The 25,937-nt window shown below is 41.9% G+C and carries 25 protein-coding genes and 1 tRNA gene; 13 read left to right on the forward strand and 13 right to left on the reverse strand.

Translation table 11 applies throughout. The features are described 5' to 3' along the window. Positions 1-119: 119 nt before the first annotated feature. Positions 120-1,082, reverse strand: a complete 963-nt coding sequence (gene yihG, locus AAEY87_RS04000) for a 1-acylglycerol-3-phosphate O-acyltransferase, YihG family (protein WP_350656040.1) — start codon at positions 1,080-1,082, stop codon at positions 120-122. 730 nt (positions 1,083-1,812) lie between these two features. Here yihG and AAEY87_RS04005 point away from each other — a divergent pair. The 7 genes from AAEY87_RS04005 to AAEY87_RS04035 all read left to right on the forward strand — a co-directional run bounded on the left by AAEY87_RS04005 (position 1,813) and on the right by AAEY87_RS04035 (position 10,677). After that, complete coding sequence (locus AAEY87_RS04005; protein ID WP_068037728.1) at positions 1,813-2,469, forward strand: YiaD family glycine zipper/OmpA-like lipoprotein; 657 nt, start codon at positions 1,813-1,815, stop codon at positions 2,467-2,469. A gap of 418 nt (positions 2,470-2,887) precedes the next feature. Beyond that, positions 2,888-4,342: an imelysin family protein gene (locus AAEY87_RS04010; RefSeq protein ID WP_350656041.1), complete on the forward strand. Its 1,455-nt coding sequence runs from the start codon at positions 2,888-2,890 to the stop codon at positions 4,340-4,342. A gap of 272 nt (positions 4,343-4,614) precedes the next feature. After that, positions 4,615-6,237, forward strand: a complete 1,623-nt coding sequence (locus AAEY87_RS04015) for a di-heme oxidoreductase family protein (RefSeq protein WP_350656042.1) — start codon at positions 4,615-4,617, stop codon at positions 6,235-6,237. Positions 6,238-6,319: 82 nt separating this feature from the next. Next, entirely contained in the window at positions 6,320-7,456 is a 1,137-nt protein-coding gene (locus tag AAEY87_RS04020; RefSeq protein ID WP_350656043.1) for an imelysin family protein, read from the forward strand. A 3-nt stretch (positions 7,457-7,459) separates the two neighbouring features. Then, positions 7,460-9,052 carry a DUF1513 domain-containing protein gene (locus tag AAEY87_RS04025; RefSeq protein ID WP_350656044.1) on the forward strand — a complete coding sequence of 531 codons (1,593 nt, stop codon included), beginning with the start codon at positions 7,460-7,462 and terminating at the stop codon, positions 9,050-9,052. Between the two features lie 224 nt (positions 9,053-9,276). Then, complete coding sequence (locus tag AAEY87_RS04030) at positions 9,277-9,864, forward strand: M48 family metallopeptidase (protein ID WP_350656045.1); 588 nt, start codon at positions 9,277-9,279, stop codon at positions 9,862-9,864. Positions 9,865-10,074: 210 nt separating this feature from the next. Continuing rightward, complete coding sequence (locus tag AAEY87_RS04035) at positions 10,075-10,677, forward strand: methyltransferase domain-containing protein (protein WP_350656046.1); 603 nt, start codon at positions 10,075-10,077, stop codon at positions 10,675-10,677. Here the strand turns inward: AAEY87_RS04035 and AAEY87_RS04040 are convergent. Together AAEY87_RS04040 and AAEY87_RS04045 are read right to left on the reverse strand one after the other, a co-directional pair. Further along, the gene (locus AAEY87_RS04040; RefSeq protein ID WP_350656047.1) at positions 10,666-11,325 is read right to left on the reverse strand and encodes an HD domain-containing protein; all 660 of its coding nucleotides are present in this window, start codon (positions 11,323-11,325) and stop codon (positions 10,666-10,668) included. The genes AAEY87_RS04035 and AAEY87_RS04040 overlap by 12 nt on opposite strands. Next, entirely contained in the window at positions 11,306-12,214 is a 909-nt protein-coding gene (locus tag AAEY87_RS04045) for a hydrogen peroxide-inducible genes activator (RefSeq protein WP_350656048.1), read from the reverse strand. The genes AAEY87_RS04040 and AAEY87_RS04045 overlap by 20 nt, the downstream gene beginning before the upstream one ends. Positions 12,215-12,492: 278 nt before the next feature. Between AAEY87_RS04045 and ahpC the strand changes: the two genes are divergently transcribed. Beyond that, positions 12,493-13,059, forward strand: a complete 567-nt coding sequence (gene ahpC / locus AAEY87_RS04050) for an alkyl hydroperoxide reductase subunit C (RefSeq protein WP_068329357.1) — start codon at positions 12,493-12,495, stop codon at positions 13,057-13,059. A 168-nt stretch (positions 13,060-13,227) separates the two neighbouring features. On the opposite strand, the gene AAEY87_RS04055 is transcribed toward ahpC, so the two are convergent. After that, the gene (locus AAEY87_RS04055; protein WP_068329355.1) at positions 13,228-13,476 is read right to left on the reverse strand and encodes an HP1242/YdcH family protein; all 249 of its coding nucleotides are present in this window, start codon (positions 13,474-13,476) and stop codon (positions 13,228-13,230) included. A gap of 513 nt (positions 13,477-13,989) precedes the next feature. On the opposite strand from AAEY87_RS04055, the gene ahpF reads away from it, so the two are divergent. After that, positions 13,990-15,567, forward strand: a complete 1,578-nt coding sequence (gene ahpF / locus AAEY87_RS04060; RefSeq protein WP_350656049.1) for an alkyl hydroperoxide reductase subunit F — start codon at positions 13,990-13,992, stop codon at positions 15,565-15,567. Between the two features lie 68 nt (positions 15,568-15,635). Here ahpF and AAEY87_RS04065 read toward each other — a convergent pair whose 3' ends face one another. The 5 genes from AAEY87_RS04065 to AAEY87_RS14490 form a co-directional block, all read right to left on the reverse strand. Further along, on the reverse strand, positions 15,636-16,496 hold the full coding sequence (locus tag AAEY87_RS04065) for a bile acid:sodium symporter family protein (RefSeq protein WP_068329351.1): 861 nt from the start codon (positions 16,494-16,496) through the stop codon (positions 15,636-15,638). A 180-nt stretch (positions 16,497-16,676) separates the two neighbouring features. Beyond that, the gene (locus AAEY87_RS04070) at positions 16,677-17,009 is read right to left on the reverse strand and encodes a protein tyrosine phosphatase family protein (protein ID WP_350656050.1); all 333 of its coding nucleotides are present in this window, start codon (positions 17,007-17,009) and stop codon (positions 16,677-16,679) included. A 146-nt stretch (positions 17,010-17,155) separates the two neighbouring features. Beyond that, positions 17,156-17,482 carry a protein tyrosine phosphatase family protein gene (locus tag AAEY87_RS04075; RefSeq protein WP_350656051.1) on the reverse strand — a complete coding sequence of 109 codons (327 nt, stop codon included), beginning with the start codon at positions 17,480-17,482 and terminating at the stop codon, positions 17,156-17,158. A gap of 148 nt (positions 17,483-17,630) precedes the next feature. Beyond that, positions 17,631-19,340: a SulP family inorganic anion transporter gene (locus AAEY87_RS04080; protein WP_068329347.1), complete on the reverse strand. Its 1,710-nt coding sequence runs from the start codon at positions 19,338-19,340 to the stop codon at positions 17,631-17,633. A 74-nt stretch (positions 19,341-19,414) separates the two neighbouring features. Next, positions 19,415-19,885 (reverse strand): ArsR/SmtB family transcription factor, encoded by a 471-nt coding sequence (locus AAEY87_RS14490; RefSeq protein WP_228138856.1) that lies wholly within the window; start codon positions 19,883-19,885, stop codon positions 19,415-19,417. Between the two features lie 224 nt (positions 19,886-20,109). Between AAEY87_RS14490 and AAEY87_RS04090 the strand changes: the two genes are divergently transcribed. Both AAEY87_RS04090 and trxC read left to right on the forward strand, forming a co-directional pair. Continuing rightward, complete coding sequence (locus AAEY87_RS04090) at positions 20,110-20,979, forward strand: MBL fold metallo-hydrolase (protein ID WP_068037677.1); 870 nt, start codon at positions 20,110-20,112, stop codon at positions 20,977-20,979. A gap of 101 nt (positions 20,980-21,080) precedes the next feature. After that, positions 21,081-21,518 carry a thioredoxin TrxC gene (gene trxC, locus AAEY87_RS04095; protein WP_068329345.1) on the forward strand — a complete coding sequence of 146 codons (438 nt, stop codon included), beginning with the start codon at positions 21,081-21,083 and terminating at the stop codon, positions 21,516-21,518. Between the two features lie 117 nt (positions 21,519-21,635). On the opposite strand, the gene AAEY87_RS04100 is transcribed toward trxC, so the two are convergent. The 4 genes from AAEY87_RS04100 to AAEY87_RS04115 form a co-directional block, all read right to left on the reverse strand. Continuing rightward, entirely contained in the window at positions 21,636-22,037 is a 402-nt protein-coding gene (locus AAEY87_RS04100; protein WP_068037672.1) for a hypothetical protein, read from the reverse strand. Between the two features lie 144 nt (positions 22,038-22,181). Then, positions 22,182-22,541: a SirB2 family protein gene (locus AAEY87_RS04105; protein WP_350656052.1), complete on the reverse strand. Its 360-nt coding sequence runs from the start codon at positions 22,539-22,541 to the stop codon at positions 22,182-22,184. Between the two features lie 74 nt (positions 22,542-22,615). Continuing rightward, positions 22,616-22,936, reverse strand: a complete 321-nt coding sequence (locus AAEY87_RS04110; RefSeq protein ID WP_068329335.1) for a BolA family protein — start codon at positions 22,934-22,936, stop codon at positions 22,616-22,618. A gap of 352 nt (positions 22,937-23,288) precedes the next feature. Continuing rightward, positions 23,289-24,101, reverse strand: a complete 813-nt coding sequence (locus AAEY87_RS04115; RefSeq protein ID WP_068037667.1) for a M48 family metallopeptidase — start codon at positions 24,099-24,101, stop codon at positions 23,289-23,291. A gap of 570 nt (positions 24,102-24,671) precedes the next feature. On the opposite strand from AAEY87_RS04115, the gene AAEY87_RS04120 reads away from it, so the two are divergent. After that, positions 24,672-24,746 (forward strand) — tRNA-Gly (locus AAEY87_RS04120). 292 nt (positions 24,747-25,038) lie between these two features. Further along, positions 25,039-25,830, forward strand: a complete 792-nt coding sequence (locus AAEY87_RS04125) for a glucose 1-dehydrogenase (protein ID WP_350656053.1) — start codon at positions 25,039-25,041, stop codon at positions 25,828-25,830. Positions 25,831-25,937 lie beyond the last annotated feature (107 nt).

Genomic DNA, 25,937 nt, shown 5'->3' on the forward strand with positions numbered 1-25,937 from the left:
TCATGAGTCATTGTAAGCAATTTACGTTATTAGTAGTTCACAATGACTCATGTTAATAGTTAATTAGCAGATCGTTATCAATAAAAGCTAATAAGATATAGGATTCGTTCAATCAAGTATTAAACGCTCTGAGATTCAAGCTTCGTGTCAAACTCGGCTAGCATCTCATCGATGAGTTTGTCTTTCTGTTGCCATGCTTCTCCAATCCAATCAAACATCTCCGCCTTAACCGATTCATCTTCTTCATAACCGCCATTTCGGATAGCCGTAAATAATGTATCAGACATCTCAATATAACGTACATCGACGCCCAAACGTTTGATATTACCTTTCCATAAATCGCCATAGGTTGGTATACCGTCAGGGTAAACGATGGTCATGTCTAAGATGCCATCGATATCTTCACCTAAAGCATTAATAGCAAGTGCTAGACCGCCTGCACGTGGCTTAAGTAGATGAGTATAGGGCGATTGCTGCTTAGCCTGTTTGGCCTTGGTAAAGCGCGTACCCTCTAGATAGTTAAGTAGGGTAAAGGGTTTGTTTTTTAATAGGGAACAAGCACGTTTAGCCTCTTCGATATCCTTACCTTGCAGAGCTGGATTTTTTGCAACTGCTTCTTTTGAGTGCCGGCGCATCATCGGAAAGTCTAAAAAGTAAAATGCTTGTCCAATCACAGGAATATAGATCAGCTCAAACTTGGTAAAAAACCGCGTTAATGGTAAGCGTTTTTCACTCACATATTGTACGATACTGGTGTCAACCCATGATTGATGATTGCTAATCAGCAAGTATTTACCATCTGGATGCACGTCATCAGGTAGGTTAATCCGCCAATCTTTATTTGGTAAAATATTATCAATCAAGGCGTTATTACTATTAATCCAATAATTGGTAACTTTAATTACGCTATCATCAGCAATTTTCGAGCCAGTAATTGCCTTGGCGGTACCCATGAACCATATCGGTATACTAGCGGCAATACTATTGCCAGTAATAACGCCTGTAGCCGTTGCGAGAGAGATGGCTTTGCCCAGTCTAGGTGCACGCTCATGCAGTTTTTGAATGGTAGAAGTGAGTCGCATGATAAGTCCTTTTCTATTTATCATTTTATTTTAATAATTGCTAATGTGTTCTATCAACCTAAAAGCTGGTGTGATGGTCATGTTCCAACTTTTTAAACTAAATATTAGTGGTTCATATATTAATGGTTCATAAAAATGTAGTAACGAATGTAGCAACGTAAGTCACAAAAATTTATATGAGATAATAAATCTATAATACTAAGCTTGCACGATTTTAGCAGAAAGCATTACCAGTGTACGAGTGTTAACGTGACTCATGGTAGCAAATGCTATAAATACTTCTCAAAGCCATTATTCAAAAAACTATTGTCTAAAATCGAGCTTTAGTTGGATGGTTAATACGCATCATAGACGAAAAAATATACAATATTAATGAGTTTCAAAAAAATTTCCGTGTAGTTAAGTTCATAGCTATGATAATAGCGGCAAGGTTTCATTCACTTTCTATACATAGATGTGACAAAATATTACACACAGTGAAGTCAAGATTGGGATAATGATGACGAGTGTGAACAACACCTAATAAGCTGTTTAATGTTTGGTATCTTGTGAAGGTATATTACTGTCATATATAATTGCTTCTGATTCTTCTAAAAAGCGTTATAATCATTAACTGTAAAAAACTTTTTAACATGTAGCATATTAATCATATTAATGGCATGATTTTAGACGGAAAAACTCTAGAATATAAAAGAGTACAATTAATAAATTTAACTTAAGAGGAAATATTATGCGTAATAAATTAATGATCGCAGCAGTAGCATCAGGTCTAGCACTTAGCGGTTGTACTACTGATCCAAACACTGGGCAACAACGCTTGAACAAAACTGCTATTGGCACGTTAGCTGGGGCAGCTGGTGGTGCAGTTATCTCTAAAGCAACTGGTGGCGATAAGACTGGTCGTGATGCGGCTATCGGCGCAGCTTTAGGTGCTGGTGTTGGTTATTATATGGAGCGTCAAGCTAAGCAGCTTGAGCAACAAATGGCTGGTACGGGCGTAACGGTTGAGCAAAACCCAACAACTGGTAATATTGACCTAGTTATGCCAGGTAGCATTACTTTCTCGTTTGATGATGCAACATTAAGCTCATCTTTCAAGCCAACGCTTGATAAACTTGCATCAACGATGAATCAGTATAATAAGACGACAGTAAATATTGCAGGTCATACTGACAGCAGAGGTGCAGATGCTTATAACATGCGTCTATCCCGTGACCGCGCTTACTCAGTTGCTAACTATCTGACTGCTCGCGGTGTTGCTTCTAACCGTATCAACGTTGTTGCTTATGGCGAATCACGTCCAGTAGCTGATAACAACACTGATTATGGTCGTCAGCAAAACCGCCGTGTTGAGCTAACTATCAATTCACCACAGAGCGTAAACTAAGAACTAGATTACTACTTAGTCTATGTTTTAAGAATATTACAATAAAAAAGCCAGCCCTACGCTGGCTTTTTTATTGGCTAAATTTAGAGTAAAAATTAAGAGCTAGTAATCGAAAAGATTCATATGACAAAGGTTAGATTAAGTAACTCAGAAAGTGCTATGAAGAATTCTATTTTACGGCAAATAAACATCGCTAAAAAGGTGATATTAATCTAAATTAAATATTGATAATGATTATCAATAACTTTATAATCCATCAGTGTTTTCTATTATTGCAATATGGAACATCTTATCATCTACGACTAAGAATGATGGTCTGACGTAAGTTGTCTTTGCTGTAATATGGTCAAAATGCTTGATGCTAATTAATCAAAATTGATGACTTCTTTTTCTTTTGCGATATCTTTTGAGGATGTGTATGACGATTACCACAGTGACGAGCCGTAAGATTTTACCAACTACTTTAGCTGCTGCACTTGCAGGGTTATTAATGGTGTCGGGTTGTACTAAGCAAACCAATGAAGACGCAGAGACTGGTACGCAAACAGAAGTACAGAGCACAGAATCGAGTAGTAATGTAAAACTATCAGCTGCAGAGCAAGCTCACATTGATAGGTTAATTAGCAGCTATGCAAACATGGCTCATGCTGCCTACAAAGATTCGCTAGATACAGCTAAAATGTTGCAAACTGCGGTAGAAACGTATGTGGCAACACCTACGCAAGCCAACCTTGATGCTGCAAAAGCGGCCTATAAAGCCGCACGTCAGCCATATTCGCAAACTGAGATTTTCCGTTTTGATGAAGGTTTTGTGTCTGCAAATGATAAGCGTGCAATTGGTAGTACAGATAGCTGGGAAGGGCAGGTCAATGCATGGCCCCTTGATGAGGCGCTGATTGATTATGTCAGTGACAGTTACGAGGGCGAGTACAACAGCCAAGATAATATCATCAATAGCGACAGCATTACGGTCGGTAGTCTAAAGCAAGATACCAGTACGATTACTCCCAAGTTATTAGCAGAAATGAATGAGATTGGTGGTAGTGAAGCCAATGTGACCACTGGCTATCATGCGATTGAGTTTATGTTATGGGGGCAAGATACTAATGGTGTAAGCGCAGGAGCAGGTAATCGTCCAGTAACGGATTATGTCACTGAGGCAGGGCAGTGTACCAGCGGCGATACGGTAAACAAAGATGCTGGTATTTGCGAGCGTCGTGGTGAGTTTCTAAAAGCCGCTACTCAGTTATTGATCGATGATTTAGCCGCGATGGAAGCCGAATGGCAGCCTGATAGCGAAAACACTTTACGTAGCGATCTGATAGCGCGCAAAAACGACAACGGTCTGCGTCAGATAATGTACCAAATGGGTAGTTTAGCATTAGGAGAGTTGGCCTCTGAGCGTATACAGGTAGCCTTTGTCACTGGCTCTACCGAAGATGAGCACGAGTGTTTTAGTGACTTGACACATCTTAGCTATGCTAACAATGCACGCGGTATTCAAAATGTATTCAATGGTAGCTACCAAACGGTTGCTGGTAAGAACGTTGGAGGCTACGGCATCAAGCAGTACCTCGTCGATAATGGTCATACAGATGCGGCTGATAAGCTGGCTGTTGACTTTAAAAAAGTAGAAGATGCTTTCAATGTTATCGTTGAAAAAGGCGAAAAAGAAGGTATTAAGGTTGACCAAATGATTGCTACAGCGGGTCAAGTTAGCAGCCAAGGTATCTCGGCTGAAGAACAAAATGTCCGCCGTAGTTGGATTGAAAATAGCATTACTAGCTTACAAGAGCTGACTGCTGGTATTGAAAATGCGGCAAAAGCCGTCGGTATTGATAATTTAGATGCGGACGCAGGTTCTCAGTTCTAAGCTGGTTTCTGTTTAGGTAGAACAATTTAATGCTATCAATAATGTCTGATAAGTCACTACAAGCTGATGAGAGATATATTTGTAGAAGTGCAAGTTATATATAATACATGCGTTGTTAACGACAGTTAGCAACGTATTTTTACGTTTAATAAAATAGGTCAATGCGCTAAGTTATAGCGTCGATATATTTTTATACCGCTATATTGATAAGAAATAAATACTGTTATAGCAAGCCATTTTAATGGTTCTAATTTAGAACTAAGGCAACTCCTATGAGCTCCATTCATACCAAATCCTCTGCTTTCCCTTTCATTTCTTCAAGCTTGCAAGGTACATCGTTTAAAATTGCATTAACCATTATGGGTGCAATGGCTATCAGTGCTTGTCAACCAACAGACAATGTGGCTGATAATGGAAAGCCCCAAGCTTTAGCGCCTGAACGTGCGCAAACCATTGAGGCGCTCGCTGGCGTACCAATGCAGCAGCTGGCCACATTTGATCCACAAGAGATTAAGCAAGGGGGCGACACTGGTATTAGTATTACCAGTAGCGAGAGTTACTCTAAGCCTTCCTCAAACGTATCTGCCTCACGTAAAGGCAACTTCTTTATCGGTAATGCCTTCTTTCGCCAGCCGTGGGTGGTCGCCCCTGCGAGTACCGATAGCCGTGATGGTCTAGGAGCATTGTTTAACGTCGCTGCTTGTCAATCCTGTCATATAAAAGATGGCCGTGGTCACGCTCCTATGAGTAGCGATGATGATGCCGACAGCTTGCTGATTCGCCTTGCGATGCCAGCGACAACGGATGAGCAGCGGAAGCAATTGCAGAACTCGCTTATCGAAAAAGTCGTGCATCCTATGTATGGTGGTCAGCTGCAAGATCGCGGTATTCAAGGCGTACCTGCCGAAGCAAGAATTGCAGTGCAGTGGACAGATAAGCCAGTCACCTTTGCCGATGGTCATGTCGAAACATTGCGTGCGCCAACTTTTAACTTAACCAAACCTGGTTATGGTGCATTTGATGATGAGCTAATGGTATCGCCGCGAGTGGCTTTACCCATGATTGGGCTTGGTTTACTTGAACAAATTCCAGATGAAGATATTAAGAAACAAGCAGATAGCGATGACAAAAATAATGACGATATTAGCGGTAAATTTAACTGGGTAATGGATCCGCAAACAGGAAAAACGGCCTTAGGTCGTTTTGGCTGGAAAGCAGGTCAAACCAAGCTTATTACCCAAAACCAAAGTGCTTTTAATGAAGACATGGGTTTGACCTCAAATATCCGTCCTCATGAATCCTGTATGCCGACGCAAACGGCTTGCTTGAGCGCTACTACCGGCGCTGATGAGCAGGGTAATGACAAGCCACCTGTCGAAGTCAACGATGAGGTGACTAAGTTTGTCGAATTTTATACGCGTAATTTAGCGGTACCGCATCGCCGCAATGCCGATGACAAACTGGTCCTAGCTGGCAAAAAACGCTTTTATGATATGGGTTGTCAAAGCTGTCATACGCCAAGATACCAGTTGCCAAAAACGGACGACGACCATCTTGAGCAGCATGGGCAAGTGATTTATCCTTATACAGATTTATTGCTGCATGAAATGGGTGATGACCTTGCCGATCGGACGATTGCTGGCAAGTTGCCACCGAAAGACGCGCAAGTTGAGTTTTTAGCCAACTCTTATGAATGGCGTACGCCCGCATTGTGGGGTATTGGTCTTGCACAAACTGTTGATTCGCAAGCGACGTTTTTACACGATGGTCGAGCACGTACGTTGATGGAAGCGGTATTGTGGCATGGCGGAGAAGCCGAAAAGCAGAAACAAAAAGTATTAAAGTTAGACAAACAAGGACGTACTGAATTGAATGCGTTCTTAAAATCATTATAAAAGCGATGCTATTCATCTATTTTTAATGGCAGGTCTTAATAAACAGACCCTAATAATTACTCATATAAATACCGAGAAACTTATGAAAATAAACCATGCTTTAGCAATGGCGCTCTCTGCTTTAAGTGCTGGACTACTCATCAGCTGTGTCAAACCTGCTGACGAGAATAAAGCGCCAGAGGTTGATAGCCAAAAAGTTGCGCAAAATAGCGCAGCAGATAGTAATAGCGGCAGTGTAGATAAAGTTGTCGCCGTCGATATTAGCGCAGATACTGAAAAAACCTATCTGACCCATGTGGCTGATGATATTGTTATCCCAGCTTATGCAGATGCTGTTAAGCAGAGCAATCTATTGCATGACTTGGCACAAAAGCATTGCAAGCAAGCACCAATAAGTGGTGATGAGCTACAAGCGCTGCGCGATCAGTGGCTCGTGTTAGCACAAGCATGGGCGAATGCTGAAATGATCAATTTCGGCCCTGCAACTGCCAGTATGAGCAATTTATATATTAATTATTATCCTGACGAGCGCGGACTGGTACATGGTGGCGTTGCAGATCTTATCGCTGCCAATCCCATACTAACTGCTGAGCAGTTGGCTAATGAAAGCGCCATTGTGCAAGGGGTACCAGGATTAGAAGAAGCGTTATATGCTAATGACAGCTTGGATGCTGGGCAATGTGCTTATGTGATAAGCGCAAGTAGCGCCTTAAGTACACGCCTAAAAAATATCGAAGACAACTGGCAGCAGAATGCCACTGAACTATTAGCGATTGATAAAACAGCAGATAGCGATCGAGGTTTGAACCAATGGTTTAATTCTCTACTATCGTTGGTTGAGACCATGAAGTCTAATGCCATAGACCAGCCTTTGGGTCTAACGGGTAAGGCCAAAGGTCACCTGCCGGCCGCTACAGCCGGGCAAAGCCGCGCTATCATCAATGCTAAATTGGCTACACTAAATCAAGCGCTGACCGATCCAATTTTAACCGCTATCCTTGGCAGTAATAACGAAAACGAAGTGGCTGATAGTTTATCAACCGCACTTGCTGATGCTACCACGCTGTTGGCACAAATGCCAGAAGATTTAGCGACTGCGGATAAAGCCACACAGCAAGAATTGCATGAGCATCTGACTACTATTACTCGTGTTATTAAGCGCCAATTGATTCCAACCCTTGGTCTTCGTGTGGGCTTTAATAGCACTGATGGCGATTAAACTATGCAGATCATGAGAGCTAAGACAGTAGCGCTAGTGACTGAAGATTCTTCTGAGTCACAGGGTCTAACACGCAAACAGTCTAATAATCAAAACAATAGACACAATACTCGACTAGGCCATGAGCTGTTGACAACCTCAGCATTAACAGCACTGTCTACTATAATGGGTACAGCCGCACTTGTCGGTATCCATCATCACTATCGTAAGCAGCGTCAGCCTGATGCAACCTTGCAAGATTATGTAGCAGGCGTCCGTGCTCAATTGCATTTATTATCATCAACCGCTAAACCTGAGTTAACGCGATTTCGCTATGCTTGTCAGCAAGCCGCTGCTGCGTGGCAACAGTCGTATCATAACTCTATAGAGGATAAAGGTAGCGATAGTAACACTACCGACTTTAGCACTGCTCATACTACGACCATGCTAGCGCGCCCAGTTTGCTGGGTGAGTGGTGTGGCCTCTATGCCAAAAAATATTTCATCAATGAATGATGATAATCCTGAAAATGACTTCGGTGTGGTTGGTATCAATGGGGATAGGGAAGTCGTTTGGCAGACCACCATGCCTGAACGTGTGCATGATATCGTTGTGCAGCCTATCTCTAACGTTCTAAATGAGCTTAGCGATAATGACCATAACCGTGATGTTGTAGTGATGGGTCGGCGTCCAAGTGAGAAGTTTTGGGTGCTGGATACAGCGACTGGGCAAGTAAAGTTCGCTATCAAAGCTTCAAACCATCGCCATTTTTATGGTCATGCCTGTTATAGTTTAGACGGTAAACTGCTCTATGTGACCGAGAATGACACGATAAATTTAGACGGTAAAATTGGTATCTATGATGCTCATGATGCTTATAAAAAAGTAGCAGAGTTTGACTCGCATGGTATTGGGCCGCATGAGCTAATTATGCATCCTGATAGTAAAACGTTGGTTATTGCTAATGGTGGTATTAAGACCGAGCAAGCTTCTCGTGAAGAGCTAAACATAGACAGCATGCGTCCCTCACTGGTTTACTTGAATCGTCATGATGGCTCATTGCTTGAGCAGATTGTTCCTGAACACAATCAAATGAGCGTACGTCATTTGGCAATGCACGATAATGGTACAGTGATGATTGGCATTCAGTTTCAAGGTGAGAAGCATATCAATGTGCCATTGGTGCTCACTCATAAGCGCGGTAATTCTGACTTCAAACCATTGATTATGCCCAATAATCAATGGCAACGCTTTCATCAATATATTGCCAGTGTGGCGGTCGATAGCGAGCGTAACCTATTATGTGTGACTACACCGATTGGCGGCTGTGCGGCGACTTATGACTTAAGCACTCGAGAATTGATTGATGATGTCAGTTTGCCAGATTGTGCAGGAGCATCAGTGTTATTTAATCAGCGTACTAGCAACGTAAAAGATAATAGTGAGCGTTCAGGTTTTATCGTTAGTGATGGACAAGGTCAGTTAACGACGTTAGAGGTGAATGATACATCAGCGACAGGGTCAATTAACCAGGATAAGATTGAGAAAACTCAGCGCATTATTAAAAACAGTAAGGTGCATAAGATGTCTTTTGACAATCATTTGCAAGCGCTGTAACTGTGGTGAGTGCTAAATAAAAAAGAATAATTATGATAACGTGCTACTGAGATAAGTTTTCCTTGCTTGTTGTAGCTAGCCGACAAAGGCTGCGAAAAATTTATTCTAGTAGCACTATATTTATTTTATAGTGGCTCAACTCTAATGACGACTAAGCAAGGGGATACGACATCAGTTTACATACTGTTAGAGAACAACTTGCGCAGGCAGGCATTGAGCTACACGTGACCAAAAAGCGCGTCAAAAATATCAATTTTCGCTTAAAGCCGTATACGTTGATGGTATCAGCACCAGCATTCATTACTACATTGCAAGTCGCGCAAGCTGTTGCTAAGCGCGTACCTTGGGCGATTGCCAATCACGCGCAAGTCTTGGAGCAATACCAGCGTAAACAAAACCCTGCATCTGAAACTTCAACTGCCGGCAGTCCTATTCTGTTGTGGGGTGTAGAACAATCATTTACCTTATGTCATGATGAAAAAATTGCTTATTATCGGCAACAGCTCTCTGAAGTCATGCCTTCTCTGTTTGAAAAATGGCAACCAGTTGTCGGCGCTCAAGCTAATGAGATACGCCTAAAAAAAATGCATACGCGTTGGGGCAGCTGCAATACCCGCGCGCGACGGATTTGGTTATCCGTTTATCTGCCTGCTTATCCTATTGAATGCACAGAATACGTCATCGTCCATGAACTGTGCCATTTGCATCATGCCAACCATAGCCGTGTGTTTTGGCAAACGGTGGCGACAGCAATGCCGGATTATCAACATTGGCATAATATGCTGGCAGGTAAGACGGGAAAGTTAGATTGAACGTATCACGTAAATAATATAAATAATCGTAATAAGACTGATATGATAATTCATAACGGTACAATTCGTGTCGTTTAAAATAAAACTATACCATTTCCAAAAGTATGAGTAGCAAGGAAAACGAGTGCAAGTACTACATCTAGTAGACTAATCGAGTTTGACACCGCTAATCGTACTTTTTGGGTTTGGTATCATATACAAGGATGTCATATGGAAAATGTCAATCAAGCCGAGTTTTGGCAGCAGCGTTATGAGGCTGGGAGCATACAATGGGACATGGGTCAGGTATCGCCACCGCTCAAAGCCTATATTGACCAATTGCCTGAATCGGCTAAAGACCAAGCTATTTTAGTGCCGGGTGCAGGTAATGCTTACGAGGTGGGTTATCTGCATGAGCAAGGTTTTACCAATGTCACTTTGGTTGATTTTGCCCCTGCGCCAATTAAGGATTTTTCTGAGCGCTATCCTGACTTTCCGGATGAGCATTTAATCTGTGCGGACTTTTTTGATTTATCCCCTGAGCAATATCAGTTTGATTGGATACTCGAGCAGACGTTTTTTTGTGCAATAAACCCCTCACGCCGTGATGAGTATGTGCAACAAATGGCAACGCTGCTAAAGCCTCAAGGAAAATTGGTTGGCTTATTATTTAATGTCGACTTTGGACGTCAGGAACCACCCTTTGGTGGCACGAGAGATGAGTATCAACAACGTTTTGAGACTCACTTTAACATTGAAATTATGGAGACGAGCTATAACTCGCATCCAGCACGACAGGGAAGTGAATTGTTTATTAAGTTCTTAGCAAAGTAGCAAATTAACTTCGCGCTTAATATTATCCCGAGCTTGTACTTCTAACTGCTCATAGTAATAGTCAGTCAAATAAAGTTTAGGATGCGCTAAGAGTCCGTTTAATACAGCCGTTCGCCCAATACGATAATCTGCAAGCGGAACATGCATGTATTCTTGGCGTACGGCTTGTGCATATTGTTCATACTCAGGCCAAGACGCACCCAAAATACTCAAATCCATATCTAGCAAATAAGCAGCGTCACTGCTTTTGTTAGGGTCTGTAAACTCATTAAGCTGATGACTGGCGGTCATCATAATAAGCGCATAGATATGCTGGCAGTGTTCAGCGCTCAGATAATGGCCTAGCGCCCCGACGGCATACTCTGCACTTTTTAGCTCATTATCCGCGCGCGTTGGATCATAAATTACATCATGGTAGTACAATGCTAATGCGATAATATGTGGCTCACTAAGCTCACGCTTAATCTGTTCGAACTGCTCAAACAATTGCTGAAGGTGGCTTAAGGTATGATAAGCGCGCTGCGTTTCGTTATAACGAACAGCGATATCTTGCCAAAGCGCATTAACTTTCGCTGGCTCGATATCGCTATTAATAGCAGATAAGTGCAGGGCAAAACGATTGCCAAGATTAGGCTTTATTTGCAGCATCTTCAAACGCTTTTTTAAACACCTTTCCGAGTAAGTTTACGTCATCGACACGAGCATAATTTAGACGCGTGACGAAGGCGATATGACGATGAGGTCCTTTTTCTGCCAGTGGTACTGCGACTGCATTTTGATTCTCTAGATGCAGCTGATCTAACGCCATCTCTGGAACCAAAGTCGTACCCATATTGGCAAGTGCCATTTGGATAAGCGTGTTTAAGCTGGCATCAGAAAAGCTTGATTTCATTTCTGCACGATCAAAGTGACAGACAGATAAGGTCTGATCGGTCAGGCAATGTCCTTCACCCAGCAGCATAAGATTGGCAGTCGCTAGCTCATCGGAGTTAATGGTTTCAAGCTTGGCATGCACATCGTCTTTTGGAAACACTGCAAAGAAGTCCTCGTTCCAAAACTCAAAGCTATGTAGGCCATCTACTGCATAAGGTAGTGCAATGATAGCAGTATCAATATGACCGTAGCGCACTTGTTCGAGCAGGCGCTCGGTTTGTTGCTCAACGATGGTCATACGAAATTCTGGATAATGCTCTCGCAGCGCAGGCAACACTTTAGGCAATAGGTAAGGCGCAATCGTTGGAATGATACCTACTGTCATAGGGTAAGCAAGCGGCGTCTGATGACTGTGCGCGCGCGTGGTCAAATCGCTCACTTCAGAAAATACCCGCTGTGCCCGCGTTAGGATATCTTGCCCGATAGGGGTAATCAGCACCTGTTTATTATTGCGCTCAAAAATCTGCGTATCCAGCTGTTTTTCTAGCTCTGCGATACCTAAGCTCAATGCAGACTGCGAAATGTTACAGTCTTCAGCAGCGCGTTTGAAGTGACGGTGTTTAGCAACGGCTAAGGCAAATTCAAGCTGACGTAAGGTAATCATAAAACCTCTCTATTAATGGGTTTTTAATGCAATTTTTATACTTGTTCATTCAGTATATGATAGCAATTTACCGATAGTACACTGATGATTAAAAGTAGATAGAATAGTTTAACAAGTTTAATAAAACAAAACATCACATTAAAAACTTTTAACTAGATTAACCGTAGAATTCGCGTATAGTTTGTCAGGTAGCCCAGATAGTTAAAGGCTTAACAGAAACAATCAAATAAATAATCACAATCTAACTCAATAACACTTAATTAAAAAAGGAGCCAATCATGGCGTCTATTATCAATCAAGAAATTCCAGAATTTTCAGCAGAAGCATTTGTAAACGGTGAGTTCAAAACTATCACTTCAGAAGATGTAAAAGGCAGCTGGGCAATTTTCCTATTTTATCCAGCCGATTTTACCTTTGTTTGCCCAACTGAACTTGAAGACATGGCAAACCATTACGAAGAGCTAAAAGGTCTAGGCGTTGAAGTTTACTCAGTATCAACCGATACTCATTTCACGCACAAAGCATGGCATGACTCTTCAGATGCTATCGGTAAAGTTACTTACCCAATGATCGGTGATCCTACTGGCCGTATCACTCGTGGTTTTAACGTCATGATCGAAGAAGCTGGTCTAGCAGAACGCGGTACCTTCTTAATCGATCCAGATGGTCTGATTCAGGTTGCTGAAATTCATGCTGGCGGTATTGGCCGTAGTGCAAAAGACATGCTACGTAAAGTAAAAGCAGCACAATACGTTCGTGAAAACGATGGCGAAGTTTGTCCAGCAGCTTGGGAACAAGGTGGCGACACTCTAAAACCAAGCCTTGATCTAGTTGGTAAAATCTAAGTATTGCTTTATTTGAATGATTTAGATGTTCGTAGTGTTGTATACAAAGTTTCACTTGGATAGATAAACGCTACAGACAAAGACCCCATCAGCATAAGTTGATGGGGTCTTTTTATATTGTTAACTAGGAAGGGTTTTTATTTTTATTTGCTAATAAGAAACGAAGTATTAGGCATGAGATTGTAGTTTATTTTTATCGATTATTTTATAAATCTCATCTTTTAAATGCAGTTTTCGTCGCTTCATTTGTTCTATTTCCTCGTCACGACTGGCGTGCTTAACCAAATCTTTGTCAAGTTGATTGATTTGCTGATCAAGCTGAGTATGCTCATCAAAAATACTGGCAAAGTGGCTGTCTTTCTGCTTAAGTTCTGCAATAATCTCTCTGTTGTCTTGTAACGTATCAGTCTTTCTCATGTTGTCATCCTTGTTATGAAGCGCAAGCTTACAATAAGCATCAGCGCATTGTCGTTAAGGTTGCTGTGATGAATTGCTATGATTGTGAGACTTAGATTTTATTGAGCCAAAGCGCTATTAACTTAATAGTGATAAGGCTCAAGCTCAGCAGAAAAGACTTTAACAAACACTCTTAAAAGTCAATCCGCCAGTAGGTAAATAAGACTTTTTCCTATTCGCCTCAATCGATTGTAGCGAAAAAACAACCTCTATACCATGGTTATAATGGGACTACTATCGCTTTATTAATTTAAATTTAATTGGTTAATCCTATTTATGATTTGTTTTATAAAACGTAAAGTTTGAGTTTATCACCTTGCCCAAATCCTCGAAACCTATGATAATAGGGACATTAAAGGGCGTAGGCCTTATTCAAATTATACTTTAAACAACATTACTTACTTCAAATTTTCCATCTTTAAACGTGTAGCCGCTTAGTTGCCGTTACATATTGAATAACAATGAGGAACAAACATGATAGATCAAAGTTTATTAGACGCTGTTAAAAGCTATAGCGAGAATATGACTCGTCCGATTACCTTCGTATTGGGTAGCGGCGAGCATAAGAAACGTGCAGAGTTGATTGATTTCTTAACTAAAATCGCTGGCACGACGGATAAGATTAATTTTGATGCAACAGCGAACGATGATAGCTTACCAAGTCCGATTAGCTTTGCGGTCCGTAGTCATATTGATGGCGAGTTGACCGATACTGGTATCGTCTTTAGCGGTATCCCAGGCGGTCATGAGTTTACATCGCTTATCTTGGCAATATTGCAATCTGGTGGTCATACGCTAAAACTAGATGAGGGCATTCAAAAGCTCATTAAGCGTTTTAATAAGCCATTGCAGTTCCAAACTTACGTGTCGCTCTCTTGCCACAGTTGCCCAGAAGTCGTACAAGCGCTGAACCAATTCGCGTTGCTAAACGATGACATCAGCAACGAGATGATCGATGGTGCATTGTTCCAAGAGCAAGTAGAAGCAAATAATATCCAAGGCGTACCGGCAGTATTCTTAAACGGTAAACCGTTTGCTAATGGTCTGATTGATACCGCCAAGCTCATTGAAAAGCTACAAGAGCAATTCCCTGATTTATTAGCAGAAGCGGACGATGATACCGAGCAGTTAGAGCAGCAAGATGTGACTATTATTGGTGCTGGTCCTGCTGGGATTGCCGCCGCGATTTATACCGCGCGTAAAGGCTTAAAAGTGACGATGGTCGCAGATCGTATCGGTGGACAGGTGAAAGATACACAAGATATCGAAAACTTAATCTCTGTGCCATTGACCACAGGCAATGAATTGTCTGCCAATTTTGAAAAGCACTTGCAAGAGTACAATATCACGCTCAAAGAGCACGTGAGTGTCAAAGAAATCAGCGAGACGGAAGAAGAAAATTACAGCATTCATCTAAACACGGGTGAGACGTTTGAGACTCGCAGTATTATCTTAGCGACTGGTGCGCAATGGCGTAAACTTGGTGTACCAGGTGAAGAGGAAAATATCGGTAAAGGCGTTGCCTACTGTGCGCACTGTGACGGTCCTTTCTTTAAAGATAAAGACATCTCAGTCATCGGCGGCGGTAACTCTGGTGTCGAAGCAGCATTAGACCTTGCAGGTATCGTGAAGCATGTGACCGTACTTGAATTCGCAGATGATTTAAAAGCGGATCAGGTATTGATTAACAAAGCCAAAGAAAAAGCCAATATTGAATTTATCACTGGGGCGGCGACGCAAGAGATTAAAGCGACTGATGGTAAAGTGACTTCTATTGTTTATCAAGATCGCAGCACAGGTGAGACCCATGAGCGTGACTTGGCAGGAGTGTTCGTACAGATTGGCTTAGTGCCAAATACTGGATTCATTAAAGGCTTTGTCGATTTAAACCGTTTTGGTGAGATTGAGATTGATGAGCGTTGCCGTACCGATCGCAAAGGTATCTTTGCTTGTGGTGACGTGACGACTGTACCCTTTAAGCAGATTAATATCGCGATGGGCGAGGGTTCTAAAGCGGCTTTATCAGCATTTGAATATTTGGTTATGCAGTAAGCCGTTCAGCTATAAAGTTAGTTTGAGAAGCCACCTCTTTTGAGGTGGTTTTTTTACGTCAGAAACAATCAATTCTTATTTCTAATCAAAGCAATAATTGGCAGCGCAATCACATACATGAGCACCCCATATACAGCAGCAGGTAAGGCAATAGCAGGTAGACCAACTGCCGTTCCCATAATAATAGGGGCTAAAGTAATTGCAGTCGTACTGTTTTGAATACTGGTTTCTATTGAAATGGTTTTGGTATCAAACCAGCTAAGCTTTAGCGCTTTAGAAGTCAAAATGCTTAACACAAATAAGGCCATAATGATAAGGACCAGCTCAAGCCCCATTGACGTTAACTGTGATTTTAGGAGTTCCCAGTTGGAAGCGATGGCTGCAAAAACAATCAATACAAAAAAGATACTGGCTAAGCCATTTAGAATACTGCTCCTACGCACCATGAAGTTAGTGAATTTGTAGCGAGCAAGCATACCAAGGGTGACGGGTAAAGTCGTTAATAAAAACATCACCACACCAATTTTTACAGCGCTAATAGAGCTGGCTTGGTCTTGCATAAAATGGTTAAAGGCTAAAGTAATTAAGATGGGCAAAGTAATGACCGATAATAGACTAACCACACCAGTAAGCGCGACTGAAAGCGCGACATTACCCTTGGCATAATAGGTGAGCATATTACTGGTCACGCCGCCTGGGCAAAAACTAATTAGCATGATACCAAAGGCGATGGTTGGTGGTGGCCCCATCACTAGGACTACTGCTAAAGCGACTAAAGGCACAATAATGACTTGGTTTACTAATCCGACGAAAAACGCTTTGGGGTGATTAGCGATAACCTTAAAGTCACTGGGTTTGAGCCCTGTTCCTAAGGTAAACATAATATAGGCAAGAGCCAGAGGGAGTAAGGCCAGCGCAGTATTACTCATGAAACATTCCTTGTAAAAATGAAAGTCATCTTAGAATGACTTTTCAAATAGTCCACATTCCTTGTGGTTTTATAACTTCAAATATACTTTAAAACATCGTCTTAACTGTTATAAAAGCCCACATGTTTATATGGACTTAATTAGTTAACGCTTGCTCAAATAGTTAAAACCTCTAATTTATTAATCGTCTAACAAATCCATACGCTTAGCGGCTTCATAGATACCCGTTGAGCGATTGCCCGTACGGCAGAATATGAGCATTGGCCGCTCGGCTTGATTGAAGAAATCCGCGAATTCTTCGACGTGATTTTGATTGAGCTCACTACCAGCAAAAGACACTTCTTTGTAAGCAAGGCCCGCTTTTTTAGCAGCCGCTTCGATATCAGCGCTGGTTGGCTGTCCAGGCTCTTCACCGTCAGGACGGTTGTTGATGATGGTTTTGAAACCGTTTTCGGCAATCATAGGTATTTGGTCAGGGGTGATTTGTCCTGTAATGCTAACTTGATGGCTCATAGGAGCTCCTTTCTTAGAATGATTTATTTAATGTAGTTAGTGTTTGTTTAAGATATTACTTTCTCAGATACGTTGTTTTTGAGACACGTTACTTCTTAACAGACACTGTTTTTGAGACCCATTGTTTTAAGCTCAATATATAAACGTTATAACAAGCCTTGCATTAACGCGCTTTGATACAGCAATTTAGCGCGTGCACCGGTACCACAAAACATCAATATAGGTTTGGGTGCGGTACGATAAAAATCAGCAAATTGCTGCACAGTCATCATGCTTAGGCGCTCATCATCAAAAGGTATATGATGATAAGTTAGGTTGGCCTGCTCGGTAGCCGTGGCAAAATCACAGCTGTTAGGCTGCATATCAACCTCAGCATCAGGCCGTATATTGAGCACTGAGCGATAGCCAAGCTCTGCAATTTTGATACATTGGCTTGGGTAAATTTGCTTATAGATCGTTATATCATCGGTCATAAATAGATTCAATTGGGTTTGTTAAAGTGCATTTATTAAAGAAGGTTTATCAATACAATAAGCTAGCATAACACAGGCTCTATCATAGCGATATTTTGTTGTAGGCAACAATAGTGATTGAAGGTCTAATGTATAAACAAAGTGGTCGCTAACTATCTTTTAATGCATTGACAGCATCTAAGGTACTTAGGTAGACCTGTCCTGATAGCTTGGTAATCAGAGGGGTATGTCCAATGACATCCATGACTGGACCTTTCACGAAGCTAAAGTGTAAACGCTTATCTTGCAGCGCTAGCTCTTTATTGAGAGTACTGAGCATCTCTTGCGCAGTTAGGTCAATGTGATTGACTGCCGACATAATTAAGATAAGTTCATTTGCGTTTGGATACTGTTGTAAGGCATTTAAAATACGCAGGTGCACTGACTCACTATTACCAAAGAATAGACTCTCATCGATACGCAATAGTAATAGATTATTAAAGGTCACTACGTCATGACGATTGATATTGCGAAAATGTCCTGTACCTCCTAACTGTCCGACGATGGCAACATGCGGCTTACTCGATTGCCAAATAAGGCTGGCGAATGACACCATCAGGCCAATAACCAGTCCAGTATTTAGCCCAAATATCAGCACACCTGCGAACGCCGCCATAAAGCTTGCACCATCTAAGCGATCACGCTGCCAAGCAGACTTTAATGTGTCAATATCGACCAGCCCAATGATTGAGGCCATGATAGTCGCGCCAAGTAGCGCATAGGGTAGAGGAGCAAGCGCATTACCAAAGGCAATCAGCGCGGCAATCATCACCAGCACCGTCACAAGACTGGCCACTGGGGTTTTGGCACCTGAATCGACATTGATAGCAGTGCGTGAAAAACCACCTGCAACCGCAAAGCTTTGAAACAGCCCACCAGAGAGGTTTGCCAGTCCAAGTCCGGTCAGTTCACGATTGGCATCAAAGCTCTCACCACGTAGCCGAGCATAAGTGCTAGCGACTGAGCTACTGGACACAAAGATGATAAGCGCCATTAGTCCTGCTGTCGGTAGAAGCTTGAGCGCTTCTTGAACATCTGGCACATGAGGCAGCGTAAAGCTCGGTAGTCCTTGCGGAATACTACCGATGGTCGCTACTCCAAGCGCACTCCAATGCAATGCCATACTGAGTACAATCGCGATAACAAGTAAGATAAGCGGGAATAAGCGCTCCGCCCATTTAGCATAGGACGATGATAGCCATGTGCGCCATACCCATTTGCTCGCGTAACGGTTCGCCACCAAAAGTGCAAAGGCAACAACACCAATGAGCAAGGTCAGTGGATGCAGTTGGCGCGCATACATCTGCATGGTAGATAAATAGCCGATTAAGCTGCTACCAGCGATTGGAATGTCGGTTAAGTACTTAAGCTGGCTGACGAAGATTAGAACGGCAGCACCGCTCACAAATCCTGCCGAGACCCCGCGACTGATAAACTGCATAATCCAGCCGAGCTTTAATCGCCCAGCAATCCATAGCAGCGTCCCTACCATTAGAGCCAGTAAACTTGCCATCAACGCGTACTGCTCAGTCCCTTGCTCAGCGTAAGGCAGCAGGCTACTGGCAGTCATGATAGCGGTAATGGCGACTGGTCCGACAGCTTGTACATTACTAGAGCCAAGCCAAGCGTAGATGATGACAGGCACAATCGCCGCATATAAACCATAAACAGGTGGCAATCCTGCGAGCACGGCATAGCCTAGGCTTTGCGGTATCACGAGTACGCCTACCACAAGACCAGCGACGACATCCGTTGGCAAGGCTGTTAGCTGGTATTGACGCAGCCAAGTAGGAATCAGACGAGCGGCGATAGAGGCCATATCAATACGTCATCACAATAGAAAGCATCATTACATTAAGCCCTGTTGTATTAAGGAGTAAGGCTAGTACGCTATTATTCTGCTTTGGCACAAAAACGTTGATACAGTAGCTCTAGTACGGCTAAGGCATCGTCGCTTGCGATACTATAGTAAATTTGCTTGCCTTCGCGACGTGTCGTGACCAGTTCATCCTTACGTAGGATGCCCAGCTGCTGCGATAGACTTGGCTGTCCAACACCGACCAAGCCTTCAAGCTCACCGACACAGTATTCACCTTGAGTCAGCTGGCATAATAAAAGCAAACGATCGGGATGCGAGAGCGACTTCAATAATTGGCTGGCTTGCATGGATGCTTGTTGCATTTGCTTAGCAAGATCTATCGGTGCAAAGTCGGCTGTATTGTCAAGTGATACATCATCGCTAATGCTGTGAGTCGATGTACCCAATGCTGAAGTAGAAGTAGTCAGAGTGAGCTCCTTATATAAGAGAGCGATAGAGGGCGCTGTCTTGTTAATAAATAGATAGTTAATTATCAATGATATCAAAAATTATAGCAAGTTATCATTAATTACATTATATAAATTGATAAAATGTATCGTAGTTGCTATATTGGTTGTCTTAAATAAGTCGTTAGCACATTTAAATATTATATACGACTGAATATTATACTTAAGTGTTATTTAGAGATTAAAACATTCTTATTATCGAACGCCCATATAATTAATTACTCTTACGATTAAATCATTCATATAAAAGTAGAGAGGCAGCCATGCAAGTTCATTCATTCTTACATAGCGACACCGAGACCTATACGCACGTACTAGCCGACGTTCAGCAAAAACTGTGCGCGATTATCGATCCGGTATTGGACTTTGATTCCAACTCAGGAAGCACTGATACCAAAAGCATTGACGAGGTCATTGAGTTTGTACGTGAGCATGGTTGGGAGCTAATCTATATCATTGAGACCCATGCGCATGCGGATCATCTATCGGCTGCTATCCATGTAAAAGAAACACTTGGCGGCCAATTAGTTATAGGTCAGCATATCACCGAAGTACAAAAAATATTTAAACAGATTTTTAACTTCGATACCAGTTTTCGTACCGATGCCAGCCAGTTTGATATTTTGACAGACGATGGTGAGACATTAGAGCTTGGTAGCATTACCATCACCGCGATGTATGTGCCAGGTCATACGCGTGCTGATATGGCCTATATTGCCACTGATAAAGAAAAAACCGCGGTCTTTGTTGGGGATACATTATTTGCACCTGATGTGGGTACGGCGCGCTGCGACTTCCCCGGTGGTGATGCCAAAACGCTGTATCAGTCAATCCAAAAACTGTTAGCACTCCCTGAAAATACGATCATGTATCTGTGTCATGATTATCCGAGTAAAGGTCGCAAGCATTGCCCAACCACCACTGTCGCTGCGCAGAAGCTGGGCAATATTCATGTGAAAGACGGTATTAATGAAGCAGAATTTGTACAGATGCGTGAACGTCGTGATGCTACTCTTGGAATGCCACGTCTGATTATTCCAGCGGTACAAGTCAATATTGATGCTGGTCACTTTCCAAAGCCAGAAGACAACGGTACTCGTTATCTAAAAATACCCATTAACGCACTTGGATAATGGATAATGGATAAGTACAGTGTTATGGTATATTTAACATGGCTTAGTGCATAGTTTGAATAAAAATAAATCATGATAGCCATTGAAACAGGAGTTCTATAATGAGTGAGCCAAACTCTCATCTAGTATGCCCGCATTGCCAAGCAACCAATCGTGTACCAATTGCACGGCTGAGTGCTGCGCCAAAATGTGGTAAATGCGGTCAACCATTATTAACTGGTAGCCCTCATGAGCTAAACGCGCAAACAGCCAATAAAATCATTCAAAAAAACGATGTATTGACCATTATTGACTTTTGGGCGAGCTGGTGTCAGCCCTGTATTATGATGGCGCCACAGTTTAAGACGGCAGCCAGTCAATTGCCACAAGTGGTCTTTGCTAAAGTACAGACTGATAAATACGAGCAAGCAACTGCACCTTACAATATTCGCAGCTTGCCGACGATGGTGGCCTTTAAAAACGGTAAAGAAGTCGCGCGTCAGTCAGGCGCATTACCTAGCGGACAAATCGTTCAATGGGTGCAAAGCTTAAATTCTTAATCTTAGACTGAGTTATTGCTCGTTATGATTAGACATAAAAAAGCCAATACGTTAATTGCGTATTGGCTTTTTTGATGAGATAACGATAATACCTTAACGACTTTATATATAGTTTATTTATTCACCATAAATCTTAACGCCATTGACGAAGCTACAACGCTGGATACGGGCAGATTGAACAATCGCGTCACGCTCGCCGTAAAGCCGTGATAACTTAGCATCGCGGGCTTTAGTATTGTTGCTTTTACCAACCCCAAAGCTGATATTAGGTGAGATCCCCCAGCGTCCAGCAGAAACCCCAACACCGACACCTGAAGTAGACAAAGTTGACTGCTCATTACGAGCGGCATCAACGTAACGATTTACACGGTTATATTCTTGGCTAAGTGTTTGGCAGTTATAATTTTGATAGGTACTTGGCGGTACATATTGTGGCGTGATATTACCGGTAGATGCGCAGCCTGAGAGACCAAAAATGCCAGCTGATGCTAGTAGTGTCGCTGCAGTAAGAGTTTTCATAGTGGCTCCATAAGGCTAAGTGATTGTATTTGTTTAAGATAGCAAAAATAAAGTGATTAAGATATTGAAAAATACACCAATTATTAAATGTAATTTCGTGCAGTTAATAATTTTATTAAGGATAAATCGACGATCGAATCAGGATCAAAATAAGTTTGCAGGTTTAGCAAAGGCGAGTATCACAATACCAATGTAGGCAATAGCCGCAATGAGAATTCCTGTTTTTCTTTGGGTAGGTGTCGCATGATTGTTGAATGCTTTAATACTAGCGCTAATGGCAGCGACAAGTAAGATTATTTTGGCAAACACCCATTGGACAGGCGCGTTCGCACTCATCAGCTGCATCAGCATCATAGCCCCTGAAAGTATGACTAAAGCATAGACAATATGATTGGCTATTTTAACCACACGTGGTGCCCGTCTATTGGCGCTTAATACCAGATAGCTTTGATATAAAAATAGTACAACGACTAGTAATGCCATTAGCATATGTAAGTGTTTCATCGAATGTGGTTTCCTTTATAGTTGCAATTTGCAAGCTTATTTATAATATCTAATTATTATATGAATATGACTGACTACTTGTTTTGTCCAGCACATAACGGGCTATCAGGGCTTTGGCCTTGCCATTCGGTCGGTGTGTACGCATGAATAGCTAAGGCGTGTACTTGGCCGCCTTGTGAGGTCAGTAATGGTGTAACCAGCCCATATATTAATTGGTGGCGTCCAACCAAGCGCTTACCTTCAAAGGCGTCACTCACGATGGTCAGTTTAAAGTGGCTTTCTTTACCTTCAAAATAACCAGCATGATTCATTGACTCGTTAATCAGTTCAATATGCTGAGGTTGTAGGGCTTGTAGCTCGGCACTTAGAGCATCAGCAGTAGGTGTGGTATTCATAGCAATCCTTAAATGTATTCTTGCTTGATGTTTTTTTCTTAATAAATTTTGTCTAATGGTAACTATTTAGAATTTAGCAATTTGTGAATGACATATTGTGCCCATTATAGCAGACGCTGCTAGCTGTACAGGGCGCTATTAAATTGGGCATGGCTTCTAAGAAATATAACTACTAAAGAACAGAATCTCTAACTGCCAAAAATTATCGAGTAAACGGTTTTTTGGTGCAAAAGCTTCTTAACTAGAGATACAAAAAAGCAGAGCGCAACACATGGTTTGCACTCTGCTTGTTATGATCTATAGCAACTTATTCAAGGAACTTACTCAAAATATAACGTCTAAAAACTCATGATTAACGACGCGATTTTTGGTATAGCGGCATTACCTTAGGCATTAATGATTGTAATTCGACAATGCGATTGCTGCTGCTTGGGTGAGTACTTAAGAACTGTGGTGGCTCACCTTGGCTAGCGCGTTGCATTTTTTGCCATAAGCTAATAGTAGCTTGCGGGTTGTAACCTGCGCGTGCCATTAGCTCAAGACCAATTTGATCTGCTTCAGCTTCTTGTGTACGACTGTGCGGACGGCTTAGACCTAGGTCGCCGGCTACGGTTGCTAACTGTGCTTGACCTTGTGACAAACCAAAGATACTCGCTGCTACACCGATACCTGTTTGAGTGGCATATTCGCGTGAGATACGCTCGCGTGAATGTTCACGAAGCGCATGAGACATCTCATGACCCATAATGGCAGCTATCTCATCGTCAGTCAGGTTTAGACGGTCAATGATGCCTGAATAAAACATAATCTTACCACCAGGCATGACAAAGGCGTTTAGCTGATCAGACTTGATAGTATGCACTTCCCATTGCCATTTCGCTGCATCTGGACGATACACACCAACTTGACCGATTAAACGGTTAGAGATGTTCTTTAAACGATTGAGCTGGGCTTTATTGGTGTCGAGTAAGCCGCGCGCCTTTGCTTCTTGCATTGTCTTGGCATAACTTTGCGCTGATAATTGCAAAACTTGCTCATTCGAGACTAGTAACAGCTGCTGACGGTCAACACCAACGGCACCACTATTTGTGGTACTGGTACAGCCAGTCAATGCAAGTGCCGACAGTGAAGCTGTCATTACCGTAGTGGTAAGCAGTTTTTTCATAATAAATATCCTCGATATAAATAGTAAAAAGAAAAGTTGAACAAAGCTGATATTAGTACAGTAGACAAAATGATAGTTTGTTATTTAAGTTCTACTACCGTTTGCTAATCTACCTAACCAGTAAAATTTTACCCGAACTATTGTCAGACATAAGTATAATAATGTTAACGAGGTAAAACCAATGCAGGAAAAGTAACAATACAACGTATGATTGTAAGTGAAGTACAGAAAGGCAAGGTAGGTGATAGTACATGGAGACAAGAGTGAGCGATAAAAAAAGTTATAAGTAGGGTAGATGAATATATTACAACTGTAAAACGTATGGTTATTAACAAAATAAGCATAACATCAGATATATTTCTCTTACCACCGTAAAATAATCCAAACACAATTTACGATTAATACTTGTCATTAAATCAGTAGTTTATGCCAGATTATCTCTTTAGCTTAGTCTGGAAATAACAATATTAGCAATAATTTTTAAAAAACATATTGACACTCACAGAATATTTGCTAAAATAGCCAGCCTATCGAGACGTAGTAGTTATTAATATTACGGTTTGATATTCAGCGGGAATAGCTCAGTGGTAGAGCATAACCTTGCCAAGGTTGGGGTCGAGAGTTCGAATCTCTTTTCCCGCTCCAAATATGGCTTGAAAGAGCACTAAAGCCTCACTTCATTGTGGGGCTTTTTTTATGGGTAAAATTTATAGCGCTAATTTCTAATACTAATAGCTACTGGAACATACGATATTTTTATAACGACTGTTCTCGTTGTAAAGTGTCGATTACAAAAGACTGATGATTTGTCACATCAACCATTTAATAAGTATGCGCCAAACCACGCATACTTATTAAGTCGTTCAGTTAGAGCCGACAACCAATTTATAGCCAGTAATATAAAGAATGATATAAATAACTATTATAAGGAATAAGTATGCAAGCATTTGAACCTAAAGCCTTTGATAAATTATTCGATTTATTTGGCAAAACTGCCATCGTGACTGGCGGTGCCAATGGCATTGGTAAGGCTTCTGCGCTACGTTTAGCACAAGCTGGGGCAAACATCGTCATCGCTGATTTAAAAATTGACGATGCTAAAGCGGCTGCACAAGAAATCGAAAGCTATGGTGTCAAAGCATTGTCGGTTGAGTGTAATATCTTAAAAGATGAAGATTTGGTCGCTATGGTTGATAAAGCTGTGGAAACATTTGGTTCTATCAACATATTGATTAATAACGCTGGTGGTGGCGGTGGTGGCCAAGAGAATCCGTTTGAGATTTCGGTGGATGACTTCCGTCGTGATTTTGAGTTAAATGTCTTTAGCGCATGGCGCCTATGTCAGCTATGTGTACCGCATATGAAAAAGTCAGGTTACGGCTCAATCGTTATCACAACGTCGATGTCGAGTATCAATAAAAGTCCTGATATGAGTGGCTATGCAGCATCGAAAGCCGCGGTGAACCATATGGTAGCCAACCTAGCTCATGACTTCGGCCCAGAAGTACGTATTAATGCCGTTGGCCCTGGTGCCACGCAAACGGACGCACTAAAAACAGTGCTCACGCCTGAGATTGAAGAGAAGATGCTAGCGCATACGCCTATTAAACGTCTAGGTGAAGCAGAGGATATCGCTGGTGCGATGCTGTATTTTTCCGCACCCATATCAGAGTGGGTGAGTGGTCAGACACTGTTTGTAAATGGTGGCGGTGTGCAAACTTTAGATTAAAATTGACGATATAAAAGTATTGAAATCAAAGTATTAAAGTAAAAGCATCATCTGACTTTTGACTAGATGATGCTTTTTTTATTATCAGTATATTTTCACAGACAAAA

It is taken from the genome of Psychrobacter sp. S1-30-MNA-CIBAN-0213, from assembly GCF_040309845.1.
Classification (GTDB): domain Bacteria; phylum Pseudomonadota; class Gammaproteobacteria; order Pseudomonadales; family Moraxellaceae; genus Psychrobacter.

What these genes read in the sequence shown, in the direction of transcription:
- AAEY87_RS04010 (WP_350656041.1), top strand. Translation starts at nt 2,888, where the DNA reads ATGACGATTACCACAGTGACGAGCCGTAAGATTTTACCAACTACTTTA.
- AAEY87_RS04005 (WP_068037728.1), top strand. Translation starts at nt 1,813, where the DNA reads ATGCGTAATAAATTAATGATCGCAGCAGTAGCATCAGGTCTAGCACTT.
- AAEY87_RS04055 (WP_068329355.1), bottom strand. Translation starts at nt 13,476, where the DNA reads ATGAGAAAGACTGATACGTTACAAGACAACAGAGAGATTATTGCAGAA.
- ahpC (WP_068329357.1), top strand. Translation starts at nt 12,493, where the DNA reads ATGGCGTCTATTATCAATCAAGAAATTCCAGAATTTTCAGCAGAAGCA.
- AAEY87_RS04025 (WP_350656044.1), top strand. Translation starts at nt 7,460, where the DNA reads ATGCAGATCATGAGAGCTAAGACAGTAGCGCTAGTGACTGAAGATTCT.
- yihG (WP_350656040.1), bottom strand. Translation starts at nt 1,082, where the DNA reads ATGCGACTCACTTCTACCATTCAAAAACTGCATGAGCGTGCACCTAGA.
- AAEY87_RS04065 (WP_068329351.1), bottom strand. Translation starts at nt 16,496, where the DNA reads ATGAGTAATACTGCGCTGGCCTTACTCCCTCTGGCTCTTGCCTATATT.
- AAEY87_RS04070 (WP_350656050.1), bottom strand. Translation starts at nt 17,009, where the DNA reads ATGAGCCATCAAGTTAGCATTACAGGACAAATCACCCCTGACCAAATA.
- AAEY87_RS04075 (WP_350656051.1), bottom strand. Translation starts at nt 17,482, where the DNA reads ATGACCGATGATATAACGATCTATAAGCAAATTTACCCAAGCCAATGT.
- AAEY87_RS04110 (WP_068329335.1), bottom strand. Translation starts at nt 22,936, where the DNA reads ATGAATACCACACCTACTGCTGATGCTCTAAGTGCCGAGCTACAAGCC.
- AAEY87_RS04100 (WP_068037672.1), bottom strand. Translation starts at nt 22,037, where the DNA reads ATGAAAACTCTTACTGCAGCGACACTACTAGCATCAGCTGGCATTTTT.
- AAEY87_RS04090 (WP_068037677.1), top strand. Translation starts at nt 20,110, where the DNA reads ATGCAAGTTCATTCATTCTTACATAGCGACACCGAGACCTATACGCAC.
- AAEY87_RS04035 (WP_350656046.1), top strand. Translation starts at nt 10,075, where the DNA reads ATGGAAAATGTCAATCAAGCCGAGTTTTGGCAGCAGCGTTATGAGGCT.
- ahpF (WP_350656049.1), top strand. Translation starts at nt 13,990, where the DNA reads ATGATAGATCAAAGTTTATTAGACGCTGTTAAAAGCTATAGCGAGAAT.
- AAEY87_RS04105 (WP_350656052.1), bottom strand. Translation starts at nt 22,541, where the DNA reads ATGAAACACTTACATATGCTAATGGCATTACTAGTCGTTGTACTATTT.
- AAEY87_RS04115 (WP_068037667.1), bottom strand. Translation starts at nt 24,101, where the DNA reads ATGAAAAAACTGCTTACCACTACGGTAATGACAGCTTCACTGTCGGCA.
- AAEY87_RS04125 (WP_350656053.1), top strand. Translation starts at nt 25,039, where the DNA reads ATGCAAGCATTTGAACCTAAAGCCTTTGATAAATTATTCGATTTATTT.
- trxC (WP_068329345.1), top strand. Translation starts at nt 21,081, where the DNA reads ATGAGTGAGCCAAACTCTCATCTAGTATGCCCGCATTGCCAAGCAACC.
- AAEY87_RS04045 (WP_350656048.1), bottom strand. Translation starts at nt 12,214, where the DNA reads ATGATTACCTTACGTCAGCTTGAATTTGCCTTAGCCGTTGCTAAACAC.
- AAEY87_RS04020 (WP_350656043.1), top strand. Translation starts at nt 6,320, where the DNA reads ATGAAAATAAACCATGCTTTAGCAATGGCGCTCTCTGCTTTAAGTGCT.
- AAEY87_RS04015 (WP_350656042.1), top strand. Translation starts at nt 4,615, where the DNA reads ATGAGCTCCATTCATACCAAATCCTCTGCTTTCCCTTTCATTTCTTCA.
- AAEY87_RS04080 (WP_068329347.1), bottom strand. Translation starts at nt 19,340, where the DNA reads ATGGCCTCTATCGCCGCTCGTCTGATTCCTACTTGGCTGCGTCAATAC.
- AAEY87_RS04040 (WP_350656047.1), bottom strand. Translation starts at nt 11,325, where the DNA reads ATGCTGCAAATAAAGCCTAATCTTGGCAATCGTTTTGCCCTGCACTTA.